At 58.4% G+C, this 15,182-nt stretch carries 11 protein-coding genes; 6 read left to right on the top strand and 5 right to left on the bottom strand.

Annotation, left to right across the window (positions count from 1 at the left end; all coding sequences use genetic code 11):
- The first annotated feature begins 295 nt into the window (after nucleotides 1–295).
- Nucleotides 296–814, top strand: a complete 519-nt coding sequence (locus ADS46_RS10750; RefSeq protein ID WP_066319883.1) for an Hcp family type VI secretion system effector — start codon at nucleotides 296–298, stop codon at nucleotides 812–814.
- Between the two features lie 61 nt (nucleotides 815–875).
- Here the strand turns inward: ADS46_RS10750 and polA are convergent, their stop codons facing one another.
- Complete coding sequence (gene polA / locus ADS46_RS10745; protein WP_066319880.1) at nucleotides 876–3,641, bottom strand: DNA polymerase I; 2,766 nt, start codon at nucleotides 3,639–3,641, stop codon at nucleotides 876–878.
- Between the two features lie 171 nt (nucleotides 3,642–3,812).
- Here polA and ADS46_RS10740 point away from each other — a divergent pair, with 171 nt between their 5' ends.
- Both ADS46_RS10740 and speA read left to right on the top strand, forming a co-directional pair.
- Complete coding sequence (locus ADS46_RS10740; RefSeq protein WP_066319909.1) at nucleotides 3,813–4,772, top strand: homoserine kinase; 960 nt, start codon at nucleotides 3,813–3,815, stop codon at nucleotides 4,770–4,772.
- Entirely contained in the window at nucleotides 4,769–6,685 is a 1,917-nt protein-coding gene (gene speA / locus ADS46_RS10735; protein WP_066319872.1) for a biosynthetic arginine decarboxylase, read from the top strand. Before ADS46_RS10740 ends, speA begins: the two co-directional genes overlap by 4 nt.
- A gap of 66 nt (nucleotides 6,686–6,751) precedes the next feature.
- Here speA and ADS46_RS10730 read toward each other — a convergent pair whose 3' ends face one another.
- Together ADS46_RS10730 and thpD are read right to left on the bottom strand one after the other, a co-directional pair.
- On the bottom strand, nucleotides 6,752–7,417 hold the full coding sequence (locus ADS46_RS10730; protein WP_066319870.1) for a fumarylacetoacetate hydrolase family protein: 666 nt from the start codon (nucleotides 7,415–7,417) through the stop codon (nucleotides 6,752–6,754).
- Between the two features lie 83 nt (nucleotides 7,418–7,500).
- Nucleotides 7,501–8,496, bottom strand: a complete 996-nt coding sequence (gene thpD / locus ADS46_RS10725; protein ID WP_066319868.1) for an ectoine hydroxylase — start codon at nucleotides 8,494–8,496, stop codon at nucleotides 7,501–7,503.
- 303 nt (nucleotides 8,497–8,799) lie between these two features.
- Here thpD and ADS46_RS10720 point away from each other — a divergent pair, with 303 nt between their 5' ends.
- From ADS46_RS10720 to ADS46_RS10710, 3 genes are read left to right on the top strand one after another with little or no spacing between them, the layout of a single operon-like run.
- Nucleotides 8,800–9,465: an ABC transporter ATP-binding protein gene (locus ADS46_RS10720; RefSeq protein ID WP_066319866.1), complete on the top strand. Its 666-nt coding sequence runs from the start codon at nucleotides 8,800–8,802 to the stop codon at nucleotides 9,463–9,465.
- A complete protein-coding gene (locus ADS46_RS10715; protein WP_324611681.1) occupies nucleotides 9,462–12,071 on the top strand; it encodes an ABC transporter permease in 2,610 nt (869 codons plus the stop codon). The genes ADS46_RS10720 and ADS46_RS10715 overlap by 4 nt, the downstream gene beginning before the upstream one ends.
- Nucleotides 12,068–13,204 (top strand): lipocalin-like domain-containing protein, encoded by a 1,137-nt coding sequence (locus ADS46_RS10710; protein WP_066319863.1) that lies wholly within the window; start codon nucleotides 12,068–12,070, stop codon nucleotides 13,202–13,204. Before ADS46_RS10715 ends, ADS46_RS10710 begins: the two co-directional genes overlap by 4 nt.
- A 224-nt stretch (nucleotides 13,205–13,428) precedes the next feature.
- Here ADS46_RS10710 and ADS46_RS10705 read toward each other — a convergent pair whose 3' ends face one another.
- Together ADS46_RS10705 and ADS46_RS10700 are read right to left on the bottom strand one after the other, a co-directional pair.
- A complete protein-coding gene (locus ADS46_RS10705; protein ID WP_066319862.1) occupies nucleotides 13,429–14,166 on the bottom strand; it encodes an alanyl-tRNA editing protein in 738 nt (245 codons plus the stop codon).
- The gene (locus tag ADS46_RS10700; RefSeq protein ID WP_066319861.1) at nucleotides 14,163–15,182 is read right to left on the bottom strand and encodes a serine O-acetyltransferase; all 1,020 of its coding nucleotides are present in this window, start codon (nucleotides 15,180–15,182) and stop codon (nucleotides 14,163–14,165) included. The genes ADS46_RS10705 and ADS46_RS10700 overlap by 4 nt, the downstream gene beginning before the upstream one ends.

Raw genomic sequence — 15,182 nt, 5'->3', positions numbered from 1 at the left:
GCTTTTTCCTACAAACCCACTTATCTTTTATTGCGTAAAGACCAATCTGATCGCTAATCAAAGAAAAACAATACAACAAAAAAACACCAAGAAAAGACCGGGCAAGATACCGCCACAAGGAGCAAAGACTTGCTTAAAACCAGGCAAATAATTGCCTAATCAAAATTAACTATATGCAATAACACAATTAAATTATTGAAATAAAAATAAAATTTATTTTAGGCACGATAGTTGCTGTTTTATAGCGCCCACACTGGGTGTTTTTCTTTTACTTATTCCGTCAAGGAGCAGACTTATGCCAACCCCATGTTATATCAGCATCGAAGGGCAGTCTCAGGGCAACATTACGGCAGGCGCATTCACTCCCGACTCGGTCGGCAACATCTATGTCGAAGGTCACGAAGATGAAATGCTGGTGCAGGAATTCAAGCATGTGGTAACGGTTCCCACCGACCCACAGTCTGGCCAGCCTTCCGGTCAGCGCGCCCACAAACCTTTTGTGTTTACCGTAGCGCTGAACAAGGCCGTTCCATTGATGTACAACGCGCTGGCATCCGGTGAAATGCTGCCCAACGTCGAGCTCAAGTGGTACCGCACGTCGGTAGAGGGTAAGCAGGAGCACTTCTTCACCACGTCGCTAACCGACGCCACCATCGTGGATATCAACCTGCGCATGCCGCACGCCCAGGACGTCACCAAGTCTGAGTTTACGCAGTTGATGGACGTATCCCTGTCTTACCGCAAGATTGATTGGGAGCATACTGTCGCGGGCACATCAGGGTCTGACGACTGGCGCGCCCCCATCGAGAGTTAATCCCTTCACCATGCGTCGCCTTTGAAGGCGGCGCATGGGTTCATATCGATAGTCACCCGCTTCAATGAGCCTCATCCCAGTTGTCACCGCTTTCCGCTTCCACAATCAACGGCACGCTCAACTGCGCGGCACCCTGCATACGCTGCTGCACCTGCTCGATAAAGCTTTCGACCTGAGACTCGGCGACTTCAAACACAAGCTCGTCGTGTACCTGCATGACCATTAGCGCGTCAAACTCGCCCTCTGCCAGCCAGGCATCCACATCAATCATCGCCTGCTTGATGATATCCGCCGCGGTGCCCTGCATGGGCGCGTTGATCGCGGTACGCTCGGCACCCTGACGGCGGTTGCGGTTTTGCGAGTGAATTTCCGGTAAGTAGAGACGGCGCCCTCTTACGGTTTCCACATAGCCGTCCTCTGCCGCCTGGCTGCGAATACGATCCATGTAACGCGCTACCCCTGGATAACGGTCGAAGTAGCGATCGATATAGGTCTGCGCCTGATTACGCTCGATATGCAGCTGGCGTGACAGACCCCAGGCGCTCATGCCGTAGATCAAGCCGAAGTTGATCGCCTTGGCGCTACGCCGCTGATCGCCGGAGACTTTCTCAAGCGACGTGCCAAACACCTCTGCCGCCGTGGAAGTGTGAATATCGCGGCCTTCCGCAAACGCTGCCAGCAGGCCTTTATCTTCCGACAGGTGGGCCATGATGCGCAGCTCGATCTGCGAGTAGTCGGCCGCCACAATACGGTAGCCGGGGCGCGCCACGAACGCCTGGCGAATCTTGCGCCCTTCTTCGGTACGGATGGGGATGTTCTGCAGGTTAGGGTCGGACGATGACAACCGCCCAGTGGCCGTCACCGCCTGGTGGTAGCTGGTGTGTACACGTCCGGTGGCTTTGTTCAAAAGACGCGGCAGCTTGTCGGTGTAGGTGGACTTCAACTTGGCCAGCCCCCGGTGTTGCATAATGACCTTCGGCAACGGGTAATCCAGCGCCAGTTCCTCAAGCACGGCTTCGGCCGTAGAGGGTGCGCCCTTGGGGGTTTTCTTGATCACCGGGATTTTCTGTTCTTCGAACAGGATCTGCCCCAGTTGTTTGGGTGAGCCAAGGTTGAACTCGCGTCCCGCCAGCTCATACGCTTGGCTTTCCAGCTCGCGAATACGCGATTCCAGCTGCTGGCTATGCTCATGAAGGCGTTCAGCATCCAACGCCACGCCATTGCGCTCGATGCGGGACAGCACGCTGATCAGCGGCAGCTCCAGATGATCCAGCACCTCGGCGAGGCGGCCTTCGCGTTCTACCTGGGGGCGCAGGGTTTCCTGTAACCGCAGGGTAATATCCACGTCTTCACAGGCGTACGGGGCCGCCTGCTCAAGAGCGACCTGATTGAAGGTCAGCTGTTTGGCACCTTTACCTGCGATGTCTTCAAACGAAATGGTGCTTTCACCCAGATACTTCAGCGCCAGGGAGTCCATGTCGTGTCGCGTGGCGGTGGAGTTCAACACGTAGGAGGCCAGCATGGTGTCGGCCAGCGGCCCCGCCACGGCAATATCATAGTTGGCCAGCACGGAAATATCGTACTTGAGGTTCTGGCCAATCTTGGTTTTCTGGACGTCTTCCAGCAGCGGTTTCAGCGCAGACAATACCGCTTTGCGGTCAAGCTGCGCCGGGGCATCCAGGTAGTCATGGGCCACCGGAATATAGGCGGCTTCCCCCGCTTCCAGCGCCAGCCCAATGCCAACGATTTCGGCGTCCATGTAGTTGAGGCTGGTGGTTTCCAGGTCGAAGCAGAAACGCTCCGCTTTGTTGAGGCGTTCCAACCAGGCATCAAACTCACTCTGCTCAACAATCACGTGGTCGTGGCGCTCGCTGGGAGTGGCAACGCTATCATCAGCCGCATTAGCCGGTGCGGGCTCGCCGCCCTGGACGTCGTCAACGCCTTCGTCCTTGCCTTCCAGCAGCTCGTTCAGCCACTGTTTGAACTCCATCTCCTTGTAGAGCGCTACCAGCGCTTCGCGATCTGGGTGCGCGATGTCCAGGTCGTCCAGCCCGACCGGCAGGTCGCAGTCGACCTTGATGGTGGCAAGTTGGTAAGAGAGAAACGCCTGGTCACGGTGTTCTTCCAGTTTTTTGGGCAGCGTTTTGGCACCCCGGAATGACAAGGTTTTAACCCGCTCCAAATCCCCGTAAATGGTATCCAGCCCTCCGCCCATGCCCTGAAGCAAGCCAATGGCGGTTTTTTCCCCGACCCCTGGCACGCCGGGAATGTTATCGACCTTGTCGCCCATCAAGGCGAGAAAATCGATGACCAAGGCGGGCGGCAGGCCGAATTTCTGCTCAACGCCCGCTTCATCCAGGGTCTCATCCTTCATGGTGTTGACCAGCGTGATGTGGGCATTGACCAGTTGCGCCATGTCCTTGTCGCCGGTGGAGATCACCGCATCGCGCCCCGCCTGGGTGGCATGGTGGGCCAGGGTGCCAATCACGTCGTCGGCTTCAACGCCTTCAATACACAGCAGCGGCAGGCCGAGGGCTTTCACGCACTCGTGCAGTGGCTTGACCTGGCTGCGCAGGTCGTCGGGCATCGGCGGGCGATGGGCCTTGTAGTCGCTGTACAGGTCATCGCGAAAGGTCTTGCCCGGGGCGTCAAACACGACGGCCATGGGGCTTTCGGGATAATCTTTTATCAGCCGCTTGAGCATGTTCAGCACCCCCTTCACGGCGCCCGTAGGCTGGCCGTTGGAGGTGGTTAGCGGCGGCAGCGCATGAAACGCGCGATACAGGTACGAGGAGCCATCGACAAGCACGATCGGAGCACGGGCCATAACCAAATTCCATTGTTGGCAAACAGTAAGATGTCTGTTTCATGATACGCGTTCAGCGGCCACACTGCAGACCCAAGGTGGCCCGATAACGTTATTCAAGATGACACAATGCTGCCAACTGACGCATCAAGCCGCTACAATAATGGGCTTAGCAACCTGGGCGAGATTCTCATGGCTGTATTCACTCCGCTTAGCGACGCACAGGTCGCTACGTTTTTAGAAAAATTTGATGTCGGTAATTTCTTGTCGCTAAAGGGCGTGACGGCGGGGACGGAAAATTCGACCTTTTTTGTGACCACCGACCGCCGCGAGCTGGTATTGACCCTGTTCGAACAGGGCGAGCATGCCGAGCTGCCTTTCTTTGTCGAGTTATTGGACTACCTGGATGAACACCGCCTACCGGTTCCCGGCACCGTTCACGATCGCGAAGGCATCGCACTGCACAGCCTGGCCGACAAGCCCGCGCTGCTGTTTCCGCGCTTACCAGGGCGTCATCCAGAGGCTCCCAACCTGGCCCAGTGCCACGCTTTGGGTGACACCCTTGGTCGAATGCACGTCGTTTCAAAGCGCTTCCCCGGCCACCGTCCTAACCCGCGGGACCTGCATTGGCTACATGCCATGCATCACAGGGTGCTGACTTACCTCAGCCCTGACGACCAGACGCTGATGAAAGACGAGGTCGATGACTTCGAAAGTGCCTTCGCCCAACACGATGAGTTGCCCCAGGGCGCGCTTCATGGCGACCTGTTCCGCGACAACACGCTGTTTGAAGGCGATGAGCTTGGCGGCATTATCGACTTTTACAATGGCTGCACCGGTGACCTGCTGTTTGACCTCGCCATTGTGATTAACGACTGGGCTTCCAACGAAGACGGTACCTTGAACGGCGAACGCTATGCGACCATCCTGAGCGCGTATCAGGCCCGCCGTTCGTTAACGGCAGATGAGCAAGCGCTATGGCCGACCATGCTGCGCATGACGGCGCTGCGTTACTGGCTCTCGCGGCTGCTGGTGGTTTACGTGGACCCGCCCGCCCACGACTTGACCCCCCACGACCCCGACCGTTTCCGCACTATCCTGAAAGCGCGCATCACCCATGGTGCATTACCACTGCCCGAGGCATCTTCATGAGCGAAGCGTCCACCAACCGTTCAGCCCAACGCGCTCGTCGCACCTGGAACATTGACCAGTGGGGGAGTGGTTACTTCGACGTGGATGACCAGGGCCAGGCACTGGTGCGCCCTTTAGGCAACGATACCGAGGGGCCAGCACTCCCGCTGAGCGGCCTTGTACGCCAACTTCAGAAAACCGGATTACGCCTGCCGGTACTGGTACGCTTTAGCGATATTCTGCATGACCGCGTCGAGCAGCTATGCGGCGCCTTTGACGCTGCCATGCACGACCTTGACTACCAGGGCGGCTACACGGCGGTTTACCCCATCAAGGTCAACCAGCAGCGGCGCGTGGTGGAAGAGATTCTGGCCACCGCCGAACGTGGCCGCGGCCGTGTCGGCCTGGAAGCCGGCAGCAAGCCCGAGCTGCTGGCGGTGCTTGCCCTCTCAGAGGGTGGTTCTTCGCTGATCGTTTGCAACGGCTATAAAGATCGCGAGTACATCCGCCTGGCACTGCTGGGCGAGAAGCTCGGCCACCGGGTTTACCTGGTGGTAGAAAAACTCTCGGAGCTCGAGGTCATTCTTGAAGAGGCTCGTGAGCTGGACGTGACGCCGCGTATCGGCCTGCGCGCCCGGCTTGCCTCCGTCGGCAAAGGCAAATGGCAAAATACCGGCGGTGAAAAATCCAAGTTTGGTCTCACTGCCAGCCAGATCCTGACCGTCGTGGAGACACTGCGCGCCCAGGATGCCCTGAATAGCCTGCAGCTTGTGCACTTCCACCTGGGTTCACAGATTGCCAATATCCGCGATATTCAACGCGGCCTGCGGGAGTGCGCACGCTTCTATCAAAACCTGATGACCCTGGGCGCCCCGATTGATACCGTCGATGTGGGCGGTGGCCTGGGTATCGACTATGAAGGCACCCGCTCTCGCAGCGACTGCTCCGCCAACTATTCAATGCGTGAGTATGCCCGCAACGTGGTCAGCGCCTTTGCCCAATTGTGCCAGGACGCCAACCTGCCTCAGCCGCACCTGATCAGCGAGTCCGGCCGGGCACTGACCGCCCATCATGCCGTACTGATTACCAACGTGATTGGCGACGAACGCATCGATGACACGCCGCCCGAGCGTTCACAACAGGATGACCTGCAAGTGGCTGCGCTATGGCGCGTCTTCGAGCAGTTGGCAGACCCTCAGGAACCTCGCGTGCTGGTCGAAGCGTGGCATGATTTGCTCCAGGCGGTCAGCGAATTACAGGACCGCTTCGTGCTGGGGCTCAGTGATATCAATGCCCGCGCCGAAGGCGAGCGCCTGTATATGGCCGCGTGCGCCAGACTGCGCGGCCAACTGGATACCCGCAACCGGGCGCATCGCGACATCCTGGATGAGCTCGCGGAGAAGCTGGCCGATAAACTCTTCGTCAACTTCTCGCTGTTCCAGTCAGTACCCGACGTCTGGGGCATCGAACAGATTTTCCCGGTACTGCCGTTAAGCGGGCTGGATCAACCCCCAACGCGTCGAGCGATCATTCAGGACATCACCTGCGACTCCGATGGCCGCATCGACAGCTACGTGGATGGCCAAGGCGTTGAAAGCACCTTGCCGATTCCTGAGTGGGAAACCGAGGATGAGCGCTGGCTGGGCTTTTTCCTGGTGGGCGCTTACCAGGAAATTCTCGGCGATTTGCACAACCTGTTCGGCGATACCGACTCGGTGGATGCGGCCCTGGGCCTCGACGGTGAGTGGCAGCTTTCCAATGCCCAGGCGGGCGATACGGTGGCGGAAGTGCTCGCCTACGTGAACTTCGATGCCCGGGTCCTGAAGCAAAAGCTCACCGAACAGCTTGCCACCAGCGGTTTTTCCGCCAGCGAACAGGCGCATTTTGCCGCCAGCCTGAGCGACGGATTGGAAGGCTACACCTACCTGGAGTAGCTCTGACTTACCGTCTTTACAACACAACGGCCACCGAGTCTGTCGGTGGCCGTTTGCGGCGGCGGCTCACTCAACCACGCTGGTGGTAATGTCCAAACCACCGGTCAACGTCATGCGCAGCTTGGCGCCCCGAGGCAGCTCGCCCACCCCCGCAGGCGTCCCGGTCAAAATGACATCACCGGCTTCCAGGGTGAAATGACGGCTCATCTCTGCGACCAGAGTGGGGATGGTGAAAATCATGTCGGCCCCTTCACCGTGCTGGCGTTCTTCGCCGTCAATTTCCAGCTTGAAGGCCAGCGCGTTCCAGTTCGGCACGCGGCTTAACGGTAGAAACGGGGATAGCGGGCAGGCACCGTCAAATCCCTTGGCAATCTCCCAGGGGTGACCTTTCTCTTTAAGTTCGGTTTGAATATCGCGCAGCGTTAAATCAAGCGCCAGACCCAGCCCGGTAATCGCCGCGCTGGCTTCATCCGGCGTCGCATCGCTGATGGTCTTGCCGACTAGAAGCGCCAGCTCAACCTCGTAGTGAACCTCTCCACGATGGAAGGGCGGTGACAACGGCTGCTGGAGATCCACGACGCTGGTCGACGGCTTGATGAACAGCAGTGGCTGGCTGGGAACCGGATTATCCAACTCTTTCGCGTGGTCAGCATAGTTGCGCCCGACACACACAACCTTGCCCAACTCGTAGGGAAACGCTTGACCATCGGTAAATTGAGGAACAAAACGCATGATGGGGTGACTCCTTATGATGCACACATAATAGCAAGCGCACCAGTCTACCCCACCCATGCGATTGTTCCACACCTGAGTCGTTACCGGGTTGCCTCTATTAATGACTGGGCGTCGTCGTCAGGTTCATGAGCAAGAAAGCTCGGCCGCTGCGCTGGCGCCGCATAAGGCTCGCGGCAACGGTTATCGGGGCGGTTGAACACGAAAAAAACGTTGCTGCGGGGGTCCGGCGACAGGTTGGCATTGGAGGCATGCAGCGTGTTGCAGTCGAACAATAACAGGCCACCTGCCTGCCCCTTGGGCGCCTCGATACCATGCTCGGCGACCAGTTCCGTCAGCGCTTCTTTGCTTGGCACACCGATTTCCTGCATTTTAAGCGAGCTTTTGTAGTTGTCTCCTGGCGTTTCTCCCAGGCACGGCACGAATTTCTTGTGCGACCCGGGGATCAACATCAAGGGGCCGTTAAATTCGTGGTTTTCTGTCAGAATCAGTGAGGCACTCACGGCATGCATGTTGGGCATACCGTCTTCAGCGTGCCAGGTTTCAAAGTCGGAGTGCCAGTTGAAACCCTTACCGGCAAACCCCGGCTTATAATTGATGCGCGATTGATGCACATAGGGGTCAGCGCCGATAAGTTGCCGCGCGGCGCCCGCCAGGCGCTCATCCTGGGCGAGCTCACCCATGCGCTGCGAGAGAAGATGCACGGCAAACAACGAACGAATTTCCTGGCTTTCCGGCTCGGTAATGCTGAAAGGCTTGTCACGATAGGCTTCATTGTTCATGAGCGTCTGCATTTCCCGACGCAGCTCATCGAGCTCTGAACCGGAGATCAGGTTGGGAATGAACAGAAACCCTTTACGCTCGAACTCGTCGAGTTGCGCCTGGCTAAGCGGACCTGTCAGGTGACGACCTTTGACAACCTCTTCCTGGCGCGGCTGCCAGAGTGATGCAGGCGCTTCCGACAACCGCGACGGATAAGGATCCTTGACCATCGAAAGCTGCGCCGACGGTACATCCGCCATTTCGCTGTACTGCTTCTGCGTTTTTAAAACATTGAGAGGTGTATTGCTGACTGTCATCTAATCCACTCCTTGTATGATTAAATTTCAGATCATTCTCAGAACAATCATCTTGCAGTGCACAAGGTAGACAATCTCAGTCCTCCTGCAAGGCATGCCCGCTCAGCTCATAACATGGGTTACGTGAAAAAAATTCACTTTTTGAGCAAGCAAGCACAGAAGAGCTCATGAATTTTATATGGCCTGTTTAACCCGATTCAAGTCGACGCTCATCCATACCCGTACAAAACATCACCATAAAAATCACCTGTAGAACCCCTGTATACTTTATGATCAAACACTTTATTGATCACCGGAGGTCTCATGCTGATCCTGCAGCAACTTCACAAAACATTCAGCACGCCGCAGGGAGAGCTACCGGTACTCAACGGTATCGACCTGGCGCTTGACCAGGGCGAGAGCCTGGCCTTGATGGGCGAGTCGGGCAGTGGCAAATCGACGCTTCTGCATTTGGCAGCAGGCCTTGATCTGCCTGACCAGGGCCGTATCAGCATTGACGGTCACGAGCTTTCTACCCTGGACGAACCCGCACGCGCCAGACTTCGCCGTGAGCATCTCGGGCTTGTTTTTCAGCAGTTCCATCTGGTGCCCAGCCTGAATGTCATCGATAACCTACGACTCCAGGCCCGCCTGGCGGGCCGCGAGGACACCGAATGGACTGCCCACCTGATGGCGCGTCTGGGGCTTTCCGGTCGCGAGGCTTACTACCCCGAGCAGCTGTCGGGTGGCCAACAGCAGCGCCTGGCGATTGGTCGCGCGCTGGCCGCTCGCCCCCGTCTGTTGCTCGCGGATGAGCCCACCGGCAACCTTGACGAGCAAAGCGCTGATACCGTCCTCGCGTTATTGCTCGACCTGGTAAAAGAGACGCGTTGTGCCTTGTTGATGGTGACCCACAGCGCCCGCGTGGCGGCACCGCTGAGTCGCCTGGTGCGCCTGCACATGGGCCGCTTGAAGGATAATGCCCCATGATGCTTCGCGTACTGCTCACCCTGTTGAGCCACTATCGCCGCCATCCCGGCCAACTTGCCATGCTGCTGCTTGGGCTTTGGGTGGCAAGCGCCCTATGGAGCAGCGTCCAGGCCGTCAACGCGACCGCCAAAGACAGCTACGCCCGTGCCAATGCGCTGTTCAGTGCCAACGTTGACGAGCTGGCGCGGCGCGATGGCCAGCCGCTCACCCGCGAGGACTACCTGAGCCTCCGGCGAGCCGGCTTACCCGTCTCGCCAATGCTGGAAGGCACCCTGGAAATCGATGGGGAACGCCTGACCATCGTCGGCATTGACCCGCTCACCTTGCCAAGCAGCAACACGCTGGGCGCCAACGGTACCGCGTTGACAGCCTTTATCACGCCACCCTGGCAAACCCGGCTCGCGCCCGACACGCTCGATTTGCTGGGGCTCTCGCGTCAGCAGGCGCCAGGCATGACGCCTGCTGTCGATAATACGGGAGACAGTGCTGGAGACAGTACTGGAGAGAGTGCTGGAGAGAGTGCTGGAGAGAGTGCTGGAGAGAGTGCTGTAGATGGCGCTGGACATAGTTCTGGAAATAGCACTGGAAATAGTGGCCAGCGCCTACCCCCGCTGGCACTGCGCGCCGACCTCCCACCGAATACCCTGGTCATGGACATCGCCGCAGCCGCCCGGTTGCTGGATCGCGATAACACCTTGAGCCAGTTGGTCACCGCCCCGGGTGCGCTACCTACAGCGCCCGAAGGCTATCGGCTTACCCGGGCCGCGACGCTGGCATCGCCTGAGCAGCTCACCGAGAGCTTCCACCTCAACCTCACCGCCCTGGCGCTGCTGTCGTTAGTCGTCGGCCTGTTTATCGTCCAGGCCGCGCTGGGGCTTGCCATGGAACAGCGCCTGACAACGCTAAGAACGCTGCGCGCCCTGGGCGTCCCCGCCGCCACGCTCGTCATGGCCATGCTGCTCGAGTTGCTGGTACTCGGCGTGCTGGGCGCCGCGCTTGGGCTGGCCAGCGGCATCTGGCTGGCGGGCCAGCTACTCCCTGACGTGGCCACGACGCTGTCGTCGCTTTATCAGGCCGACGTCAATCGAAGCCTGGTGCTGCCATGGCACTACTGGGTAGGCAGTCTGGCAATTACCTTCGGCGGCCTGCTGCTGGCGGGTAGCGGTGTCCTCTGGCGGGCCGCTCGCCTCAACGTGCTGGCCCTGGGCCAGTCCCAGGCATGGCGGCTAGCCTACCAGCGCCAGCTAAAGCGCATGACGCTTGGAGCCACCGGGGTGGCCTTTCTCGCCCTGGGGTTAGCACTGTGGCTTGGCCTACTACCGCCCGGCCAGGGTGTCCTGGTCAGCTTTGGGTTTGTTGCCGCGCTACTGTTGAGTAGCGCGCTATGCCTGCCACCGCTGATAAATGGGGTGCTCCACCTGCTGCAGCGATGGCTCCGCCGTCACCCGCTTGCCCACTGGGCAGTCGCCGATATTCAGCTACAGCTGCCGCGCCTTTCCCTGGCCATGATGGCGTTGTTGATTGCGCTGGCCACCAACCTGGGCGTCAGCAGCATGGTCGGTGGCTTTCGCCTTACCTTCCTGGACTGGCTGGACCAGCGGCTGGCCGCCCCGTTATATGTCAATGCCTCGCCGTCGACATTGGCCCCCATGCTGGATTGGCTCGATGCGCGTCCTGACGTTGCCGAAACACTGCCCACCGCCCGCGGCAGCGTCGATCTGCTGGCAGTGAACGATACGCAGGAACAGGGGGCACGCGAGCGCATTGCGCTGTTCGGCATCACCCCGGCACCCACCATTACCGACCGCTGGCCGCTGCTTGATACCCGCGCAGGAAGGCCCGCTGCCTGGGCGTCGCTATCGGCGAACAGCGTGTTTATCAACGAACAGATGGCCGTGGCAAAACAGCTCGCACCGGGTGACGAGCTCAGACTGGATACCCCGCAAGGGGCGAGGTCATTTGAGATTGCCGCGGTTTACCCTGACTACGGCAACCCACGCCAGCAGATCCTGGTACCCGCAGAAGTGCTTATTCAGCGCTTCGGCGGCGAGGTTGCCTCAATAGGCTTGGTAGTCGACGACAGCGCTGACCGTCAGGCATTGCGTGGGGCGCTGGCGAATAGTTTCGATGTATCCCCGGAGGCGATGGTCGATCAACAGGAAATCAAACGGCTGGCGACGCAAATTTTCGAGCGCACCTTTACTATTACCCGTGCTTTGAACGGCCTTACCCTGGGTGTCGCGGCATTAGCGCTGCTGGCGACACTGCTGGCCCAGGCGCGAGATCGACAGCGCCAGCTGGCGTCACTATGGGCACTTGGCGTGCCGCGTAAAACGCTGACCCTAATGCCGCTCTTTCAACTCGGCGGGCTGGCATTGTTAACCGGTGTGGTCGCGATCCCGCTGGGCATTGCCATTACCTGGACGCTCGTGGCCATCATCAACGTTGCCGCGTTTGGCTGGCGGCTACCACTCTACCTTTTCCCCTGGGATATACTCATCACGCTGGCCACCGCTCTGGGCGTGGCCTTGGCCGCCGCCGCCCTGCCATCGATTCAGCTGTGGCGGACCTCCCCCCAGGCGATGCTCAACCAGGGGGCTACATGAATTATTCCCGGTTATCGACAGCGCTCGTGGCGATGGCATGTGCCACCCTCATTGGCTGCCAGGAATCCCCTTCCGATGCGGCACCCCAAGGGTTTGCCGGGCTGGGGGCAAACGCGGAGGAATTTGCTCAGGCGGATGCGTCCACGCCATTGAATTTCCCCCGGGATCACGGGGCGCACCCCGACTACCGCATCGAGTGGTGGTACCTGACCGCCAACCTTGAAGACGACCAGGGCCAGCCGCTCGGTCTTCAATGGACGCTGTTTCGCCAGGCGCTGACACCCCCTAACGAGCGCCCTGCGCCGTCGCCATGGGCAGTGGACCAGGTGTGGATGGCGCACCTGGGGATTTCCCGGGGAGAAACACATGTGGCCGCCGAACGCTTTGCGCGTAGCCACAGTAAACACGCCAATGGGCAAGCGGGCGTCGAAGCGGCGCCGTTTCAGGCCTGGATTGATGACTGGTCACTCGAAAGCCCGTCAGACGCCAACTTTGAGGATTTTACCCTACAGGCCTACAGCGGTGAGGGTGCTGAGCGTTCTGGTTACACGCTTAACCTCAGCGCTCAAGGCCCATTGATCTGGCACGGAGAGAATGGGTTTAATGCGAAAACCGTCGAGGGCCAGGGGTCGCGCTACTACAGCCAGCCGTTCCTAAGCATCACCGGCCGTGTCACGCTGAACGGTGAAACCCGCGAGGTCAGCGGCCAAGGCTGGCTGGACCGCGAATGGAGCAGCCAACTGCTCACCCCGGGACAAACCGGCTGGGACTGGTTTTCGCTGCATCTGGACGATGGGCGCAAGCTGATGGCCTACCGATTAAGAGGCGGCGGCCCGGAAGGGGGTGACTATCTATTCGCGCATTTGCTCTCAGCGGACGGACAAACCCAAATCATCGGGCCTGATAGCGTCTCGTTAACGCCACTGGAAACGCAGTCGGTCGCCAACCGAGATATCCCCACACGCTGGTCGCTCACGCTGCCCGACGCGGACCTGCAGCTTACCGTCGAAGCACGCCACCCCAATCGCTGGATGCCCACCTCGGTACCCTACTGGGAAGGCGATGTCGTGGTTCGTCAGGCAGAAACGCAGGAAAATGTCGGGGTTGGCTATCTGGAGATGACGGGGTATTGATCTGTCCGACGACCTTGACTGTCGGCAATGACCGGAGACGAAAACGGCCGCCTCGAACGAATAGAGTTCAATGACCTCCTGGACCAGCAGCGCGAGCTGATGCTCATGGACATTCGCGCTCCATGGCAGGCACGGGTCATTAAAAAGGTGGCCCAACCATTAGGCCTGAGTATCGGTGAATTCCGCCATGATGTCCCCCGATGTGTTCGAGGCCACCCGTGGAATCAACCAAGATTCTCGTCCCAGCTCAGGGTAAAACGGCGATTTGTCCGACTTTTCTTCTGGACCTTAGTGCACACAACAGCACCAATCTCCCGGGTGTTACTGACGTGAGTCCCGCCGCATGGTTGTAAATCTGTGCCCACGACTTCAATCATCCGCACGCTCCCCTGCAACAACGAAGGCGATAATGACTCCGTGCGAACAATTCCAGGCTGGTCAACCAATACCCCGGGATCCTCATAAAAATGTCGAACCTCCAGCCCCTGGCTGATGAGATGGTTCAACTTTTTCGTCACCTGAGCCTTGTCCATAGGCTCGGGAAGGTCGAAGTCAAGGCGCCCTTTATCTTCGCCGATACTGCAACCAGTAACAGGAGCGTCGATCATCGAGCAAAGCAAGTGCAGGCAGGTATGCATGCGCATGTGGCGGTAGCGACGCTCCCAGTCAATCTCGCAGAGAACCTTTTGCCCCGGTTCTACAACCGCATTCCCCTGCTTGAGTTGGTGCCAAATCAGTCCCGGATTGTTTTCGTCGCGTTCAGTATCGATGACCTGTAACCGGTGACCACTCAGCAGCTTCAAGGTGCCGGTATCACCGGGCTGTCCACCACCGGTCGGATAGAAGATGGTACGCTCCAGCAACACCCGACCGTCTTGGGCATTGACAACCGTCGCTTCTAGTGAGCGGGTGTAGGGCTCGTTATCGAAGTACGGTGTCGTACTATCAATAGCTGCATTCATGGGATGCTTTCTCCTGGGAAGGCATGACAGGCCCGGCGGATGCGAGCAATAAACTCGCTCAACCCTTCCGGGTTCAGTAACGTTAACGAGAGGGAACTGTCCGACAAGCTGACATGGAACTGACCACGAAGCGGGTCCAGTGCTTTCAGATGGGTAAGCGGGAATTGAATGTCGTAGCGCTTGCTGTCTGATGGACTTGGAGAGACCGCAGTGGACACGATCAGCTGGTAATTTTTGTCGAGCAGGCTTGCCCTCAAGTCACGGAACCCATGGCACAACACCACAAACCGGTTACCGTCAACGTAGGAACCGATAAATCGTGGGGCACTGTGCAACTTACTCTGCTCTGGTTTCTCCAACTGGATCTGATTGACAATCAATACCCGAGTATTGTCCGGAATATCTTTCGTGACCACGCAGTTCGGACTAATGAAAACGTTATTGCCAACTTCAATAGGACCCAGTACACGGGCAAAAGCCCCTACCTCGACATTGTTTCCCAGAGTCGGATGACGTTGCCCTTGTGGATTGTTGGCAATACCCAAGGAACCCAGGGTGACACCTCCTAGGATGTAGGCATCGTCGCCGATCCGGCAGGTCTCGCCAATTACTGTGCCATAGGCGTGATCCAGCACGAACCTTGATCCAATTCTAGCGCCCGGGTGAATGTCGATGCCGGAATTAAGCTTGCCTTGCGACGATAACTTGAGGGCGACCAAATCCAAGCTTGAAGCTGGTTCTGCTCGCAGATGCCAGAACTGGTGGGCTAACCGGTAATGCATGACCGCACGAAACGAAGACGATGCGTCGAGAATCAGTTCACTGCATCCACGTGCCGCTGGGTCGCGCTGAACAAATGCTTCCAGGTCCTCAACCAGCATATTGGCAACAGTCTCCAGAGTGGAGGGAAGAAAACCGGAGTCCCGCAGGTTGACCCGCTCGTCATTAGCCAACGTCTGATAGACAATAGCTTCCAGGCGGTTACCCATTTGGTTAAGTAATCTCGAGCTAAACAT

It is taken from the genome of Halomonas sp. G11, assembly GCF_001663515.1.
GTDB lineage: Bacteria > Pseudomonadota > Gammaproteobacteria > Pseudomonadales > Halomonadaceae > Vreelandella.
The sequence above is the reverse complement of the archived record's forward strand: the minus strand, read 5'-3'. Positions and strand labels throughout refer to the sequence as shown.

Bases quoted from the DNA above. Each gene is read 5' to 3' on its own strand.
- ADS46_RS10750 (WP_066319883.1), top strand. From the start codon at position 296: ATGCCAACCCCATGTTATATCAGCATCGAAGGGCAGTCTCAGGGCAAC.
- polA (WP_066319880.1), bottom strand. From the start codon at position 3,641: ATGGCCCGTGCTCCGATCGTGCTTGTCGATGGCTCCTCGTACCTGTAT.
- ADS46_RS10740 (WP_066319909.1), top strand. From the start codon at position 3,813: ATGGCTGTATTCACTCCGCTTAGCGACGCACAGGTCGCTACGTTTTTA.
- speA (WP_066319872.1), top strand. From the start codon at position 4,769: ATGAGCGAAGCGTCCACCAACCGTTCAGCCCAACGCGCTCGTCGCACC.
- ADS46_RS10730 (WP_066319870.1), bottom strand. From the start codon at position 7,417: ATGCGTTTTGTTCCTCAATTTACCGATGGTCAAGCGTTTCCCTACGAG.
- thpD (WP_066319868.1), bottom strand. From the start codon at position 8,496: ATGACAGTCAGCAATACACCTCTCAATGTTTTAAAAACGCAGAAGCAG.
- ADS46_RS10720 (WP_066319866.1), top strand. From the start codon at position 8,800: ATGCTGATCCTGCAGCAACTTCACAAAACATTCAGCACGCCGCAGGGA.
- ADS46_RS10715 (WP_324611681.1), top strand. From the start codon at position 9,462: ATGATGCTTCGCGTACTGCTCACCCTGTTGAGCCACTATCGCCGCCAT.
- ADS46_RS10710 (WP_066319863.1), top strand. From the start codon at position 12,068: ATGAATTATTCCCGGTTATCGACAGCGCTCGTGGCGATGGCATGTGCC.
- ADS46_RS10705 (WP_066319862.1), bottom strand. From the start codon at position 14,166: ATGAATGCAGCTATTGATAGTACGACACCGTACTTCGATAACGAGCCC.
- ADS46_RS10700 (WP_066319861.1), bottom strand. From the start codon at position 15,182: ATGTTTAGCTCGAGATTACTTAACCAAATGGGTAACCGCCTGGAAGCT.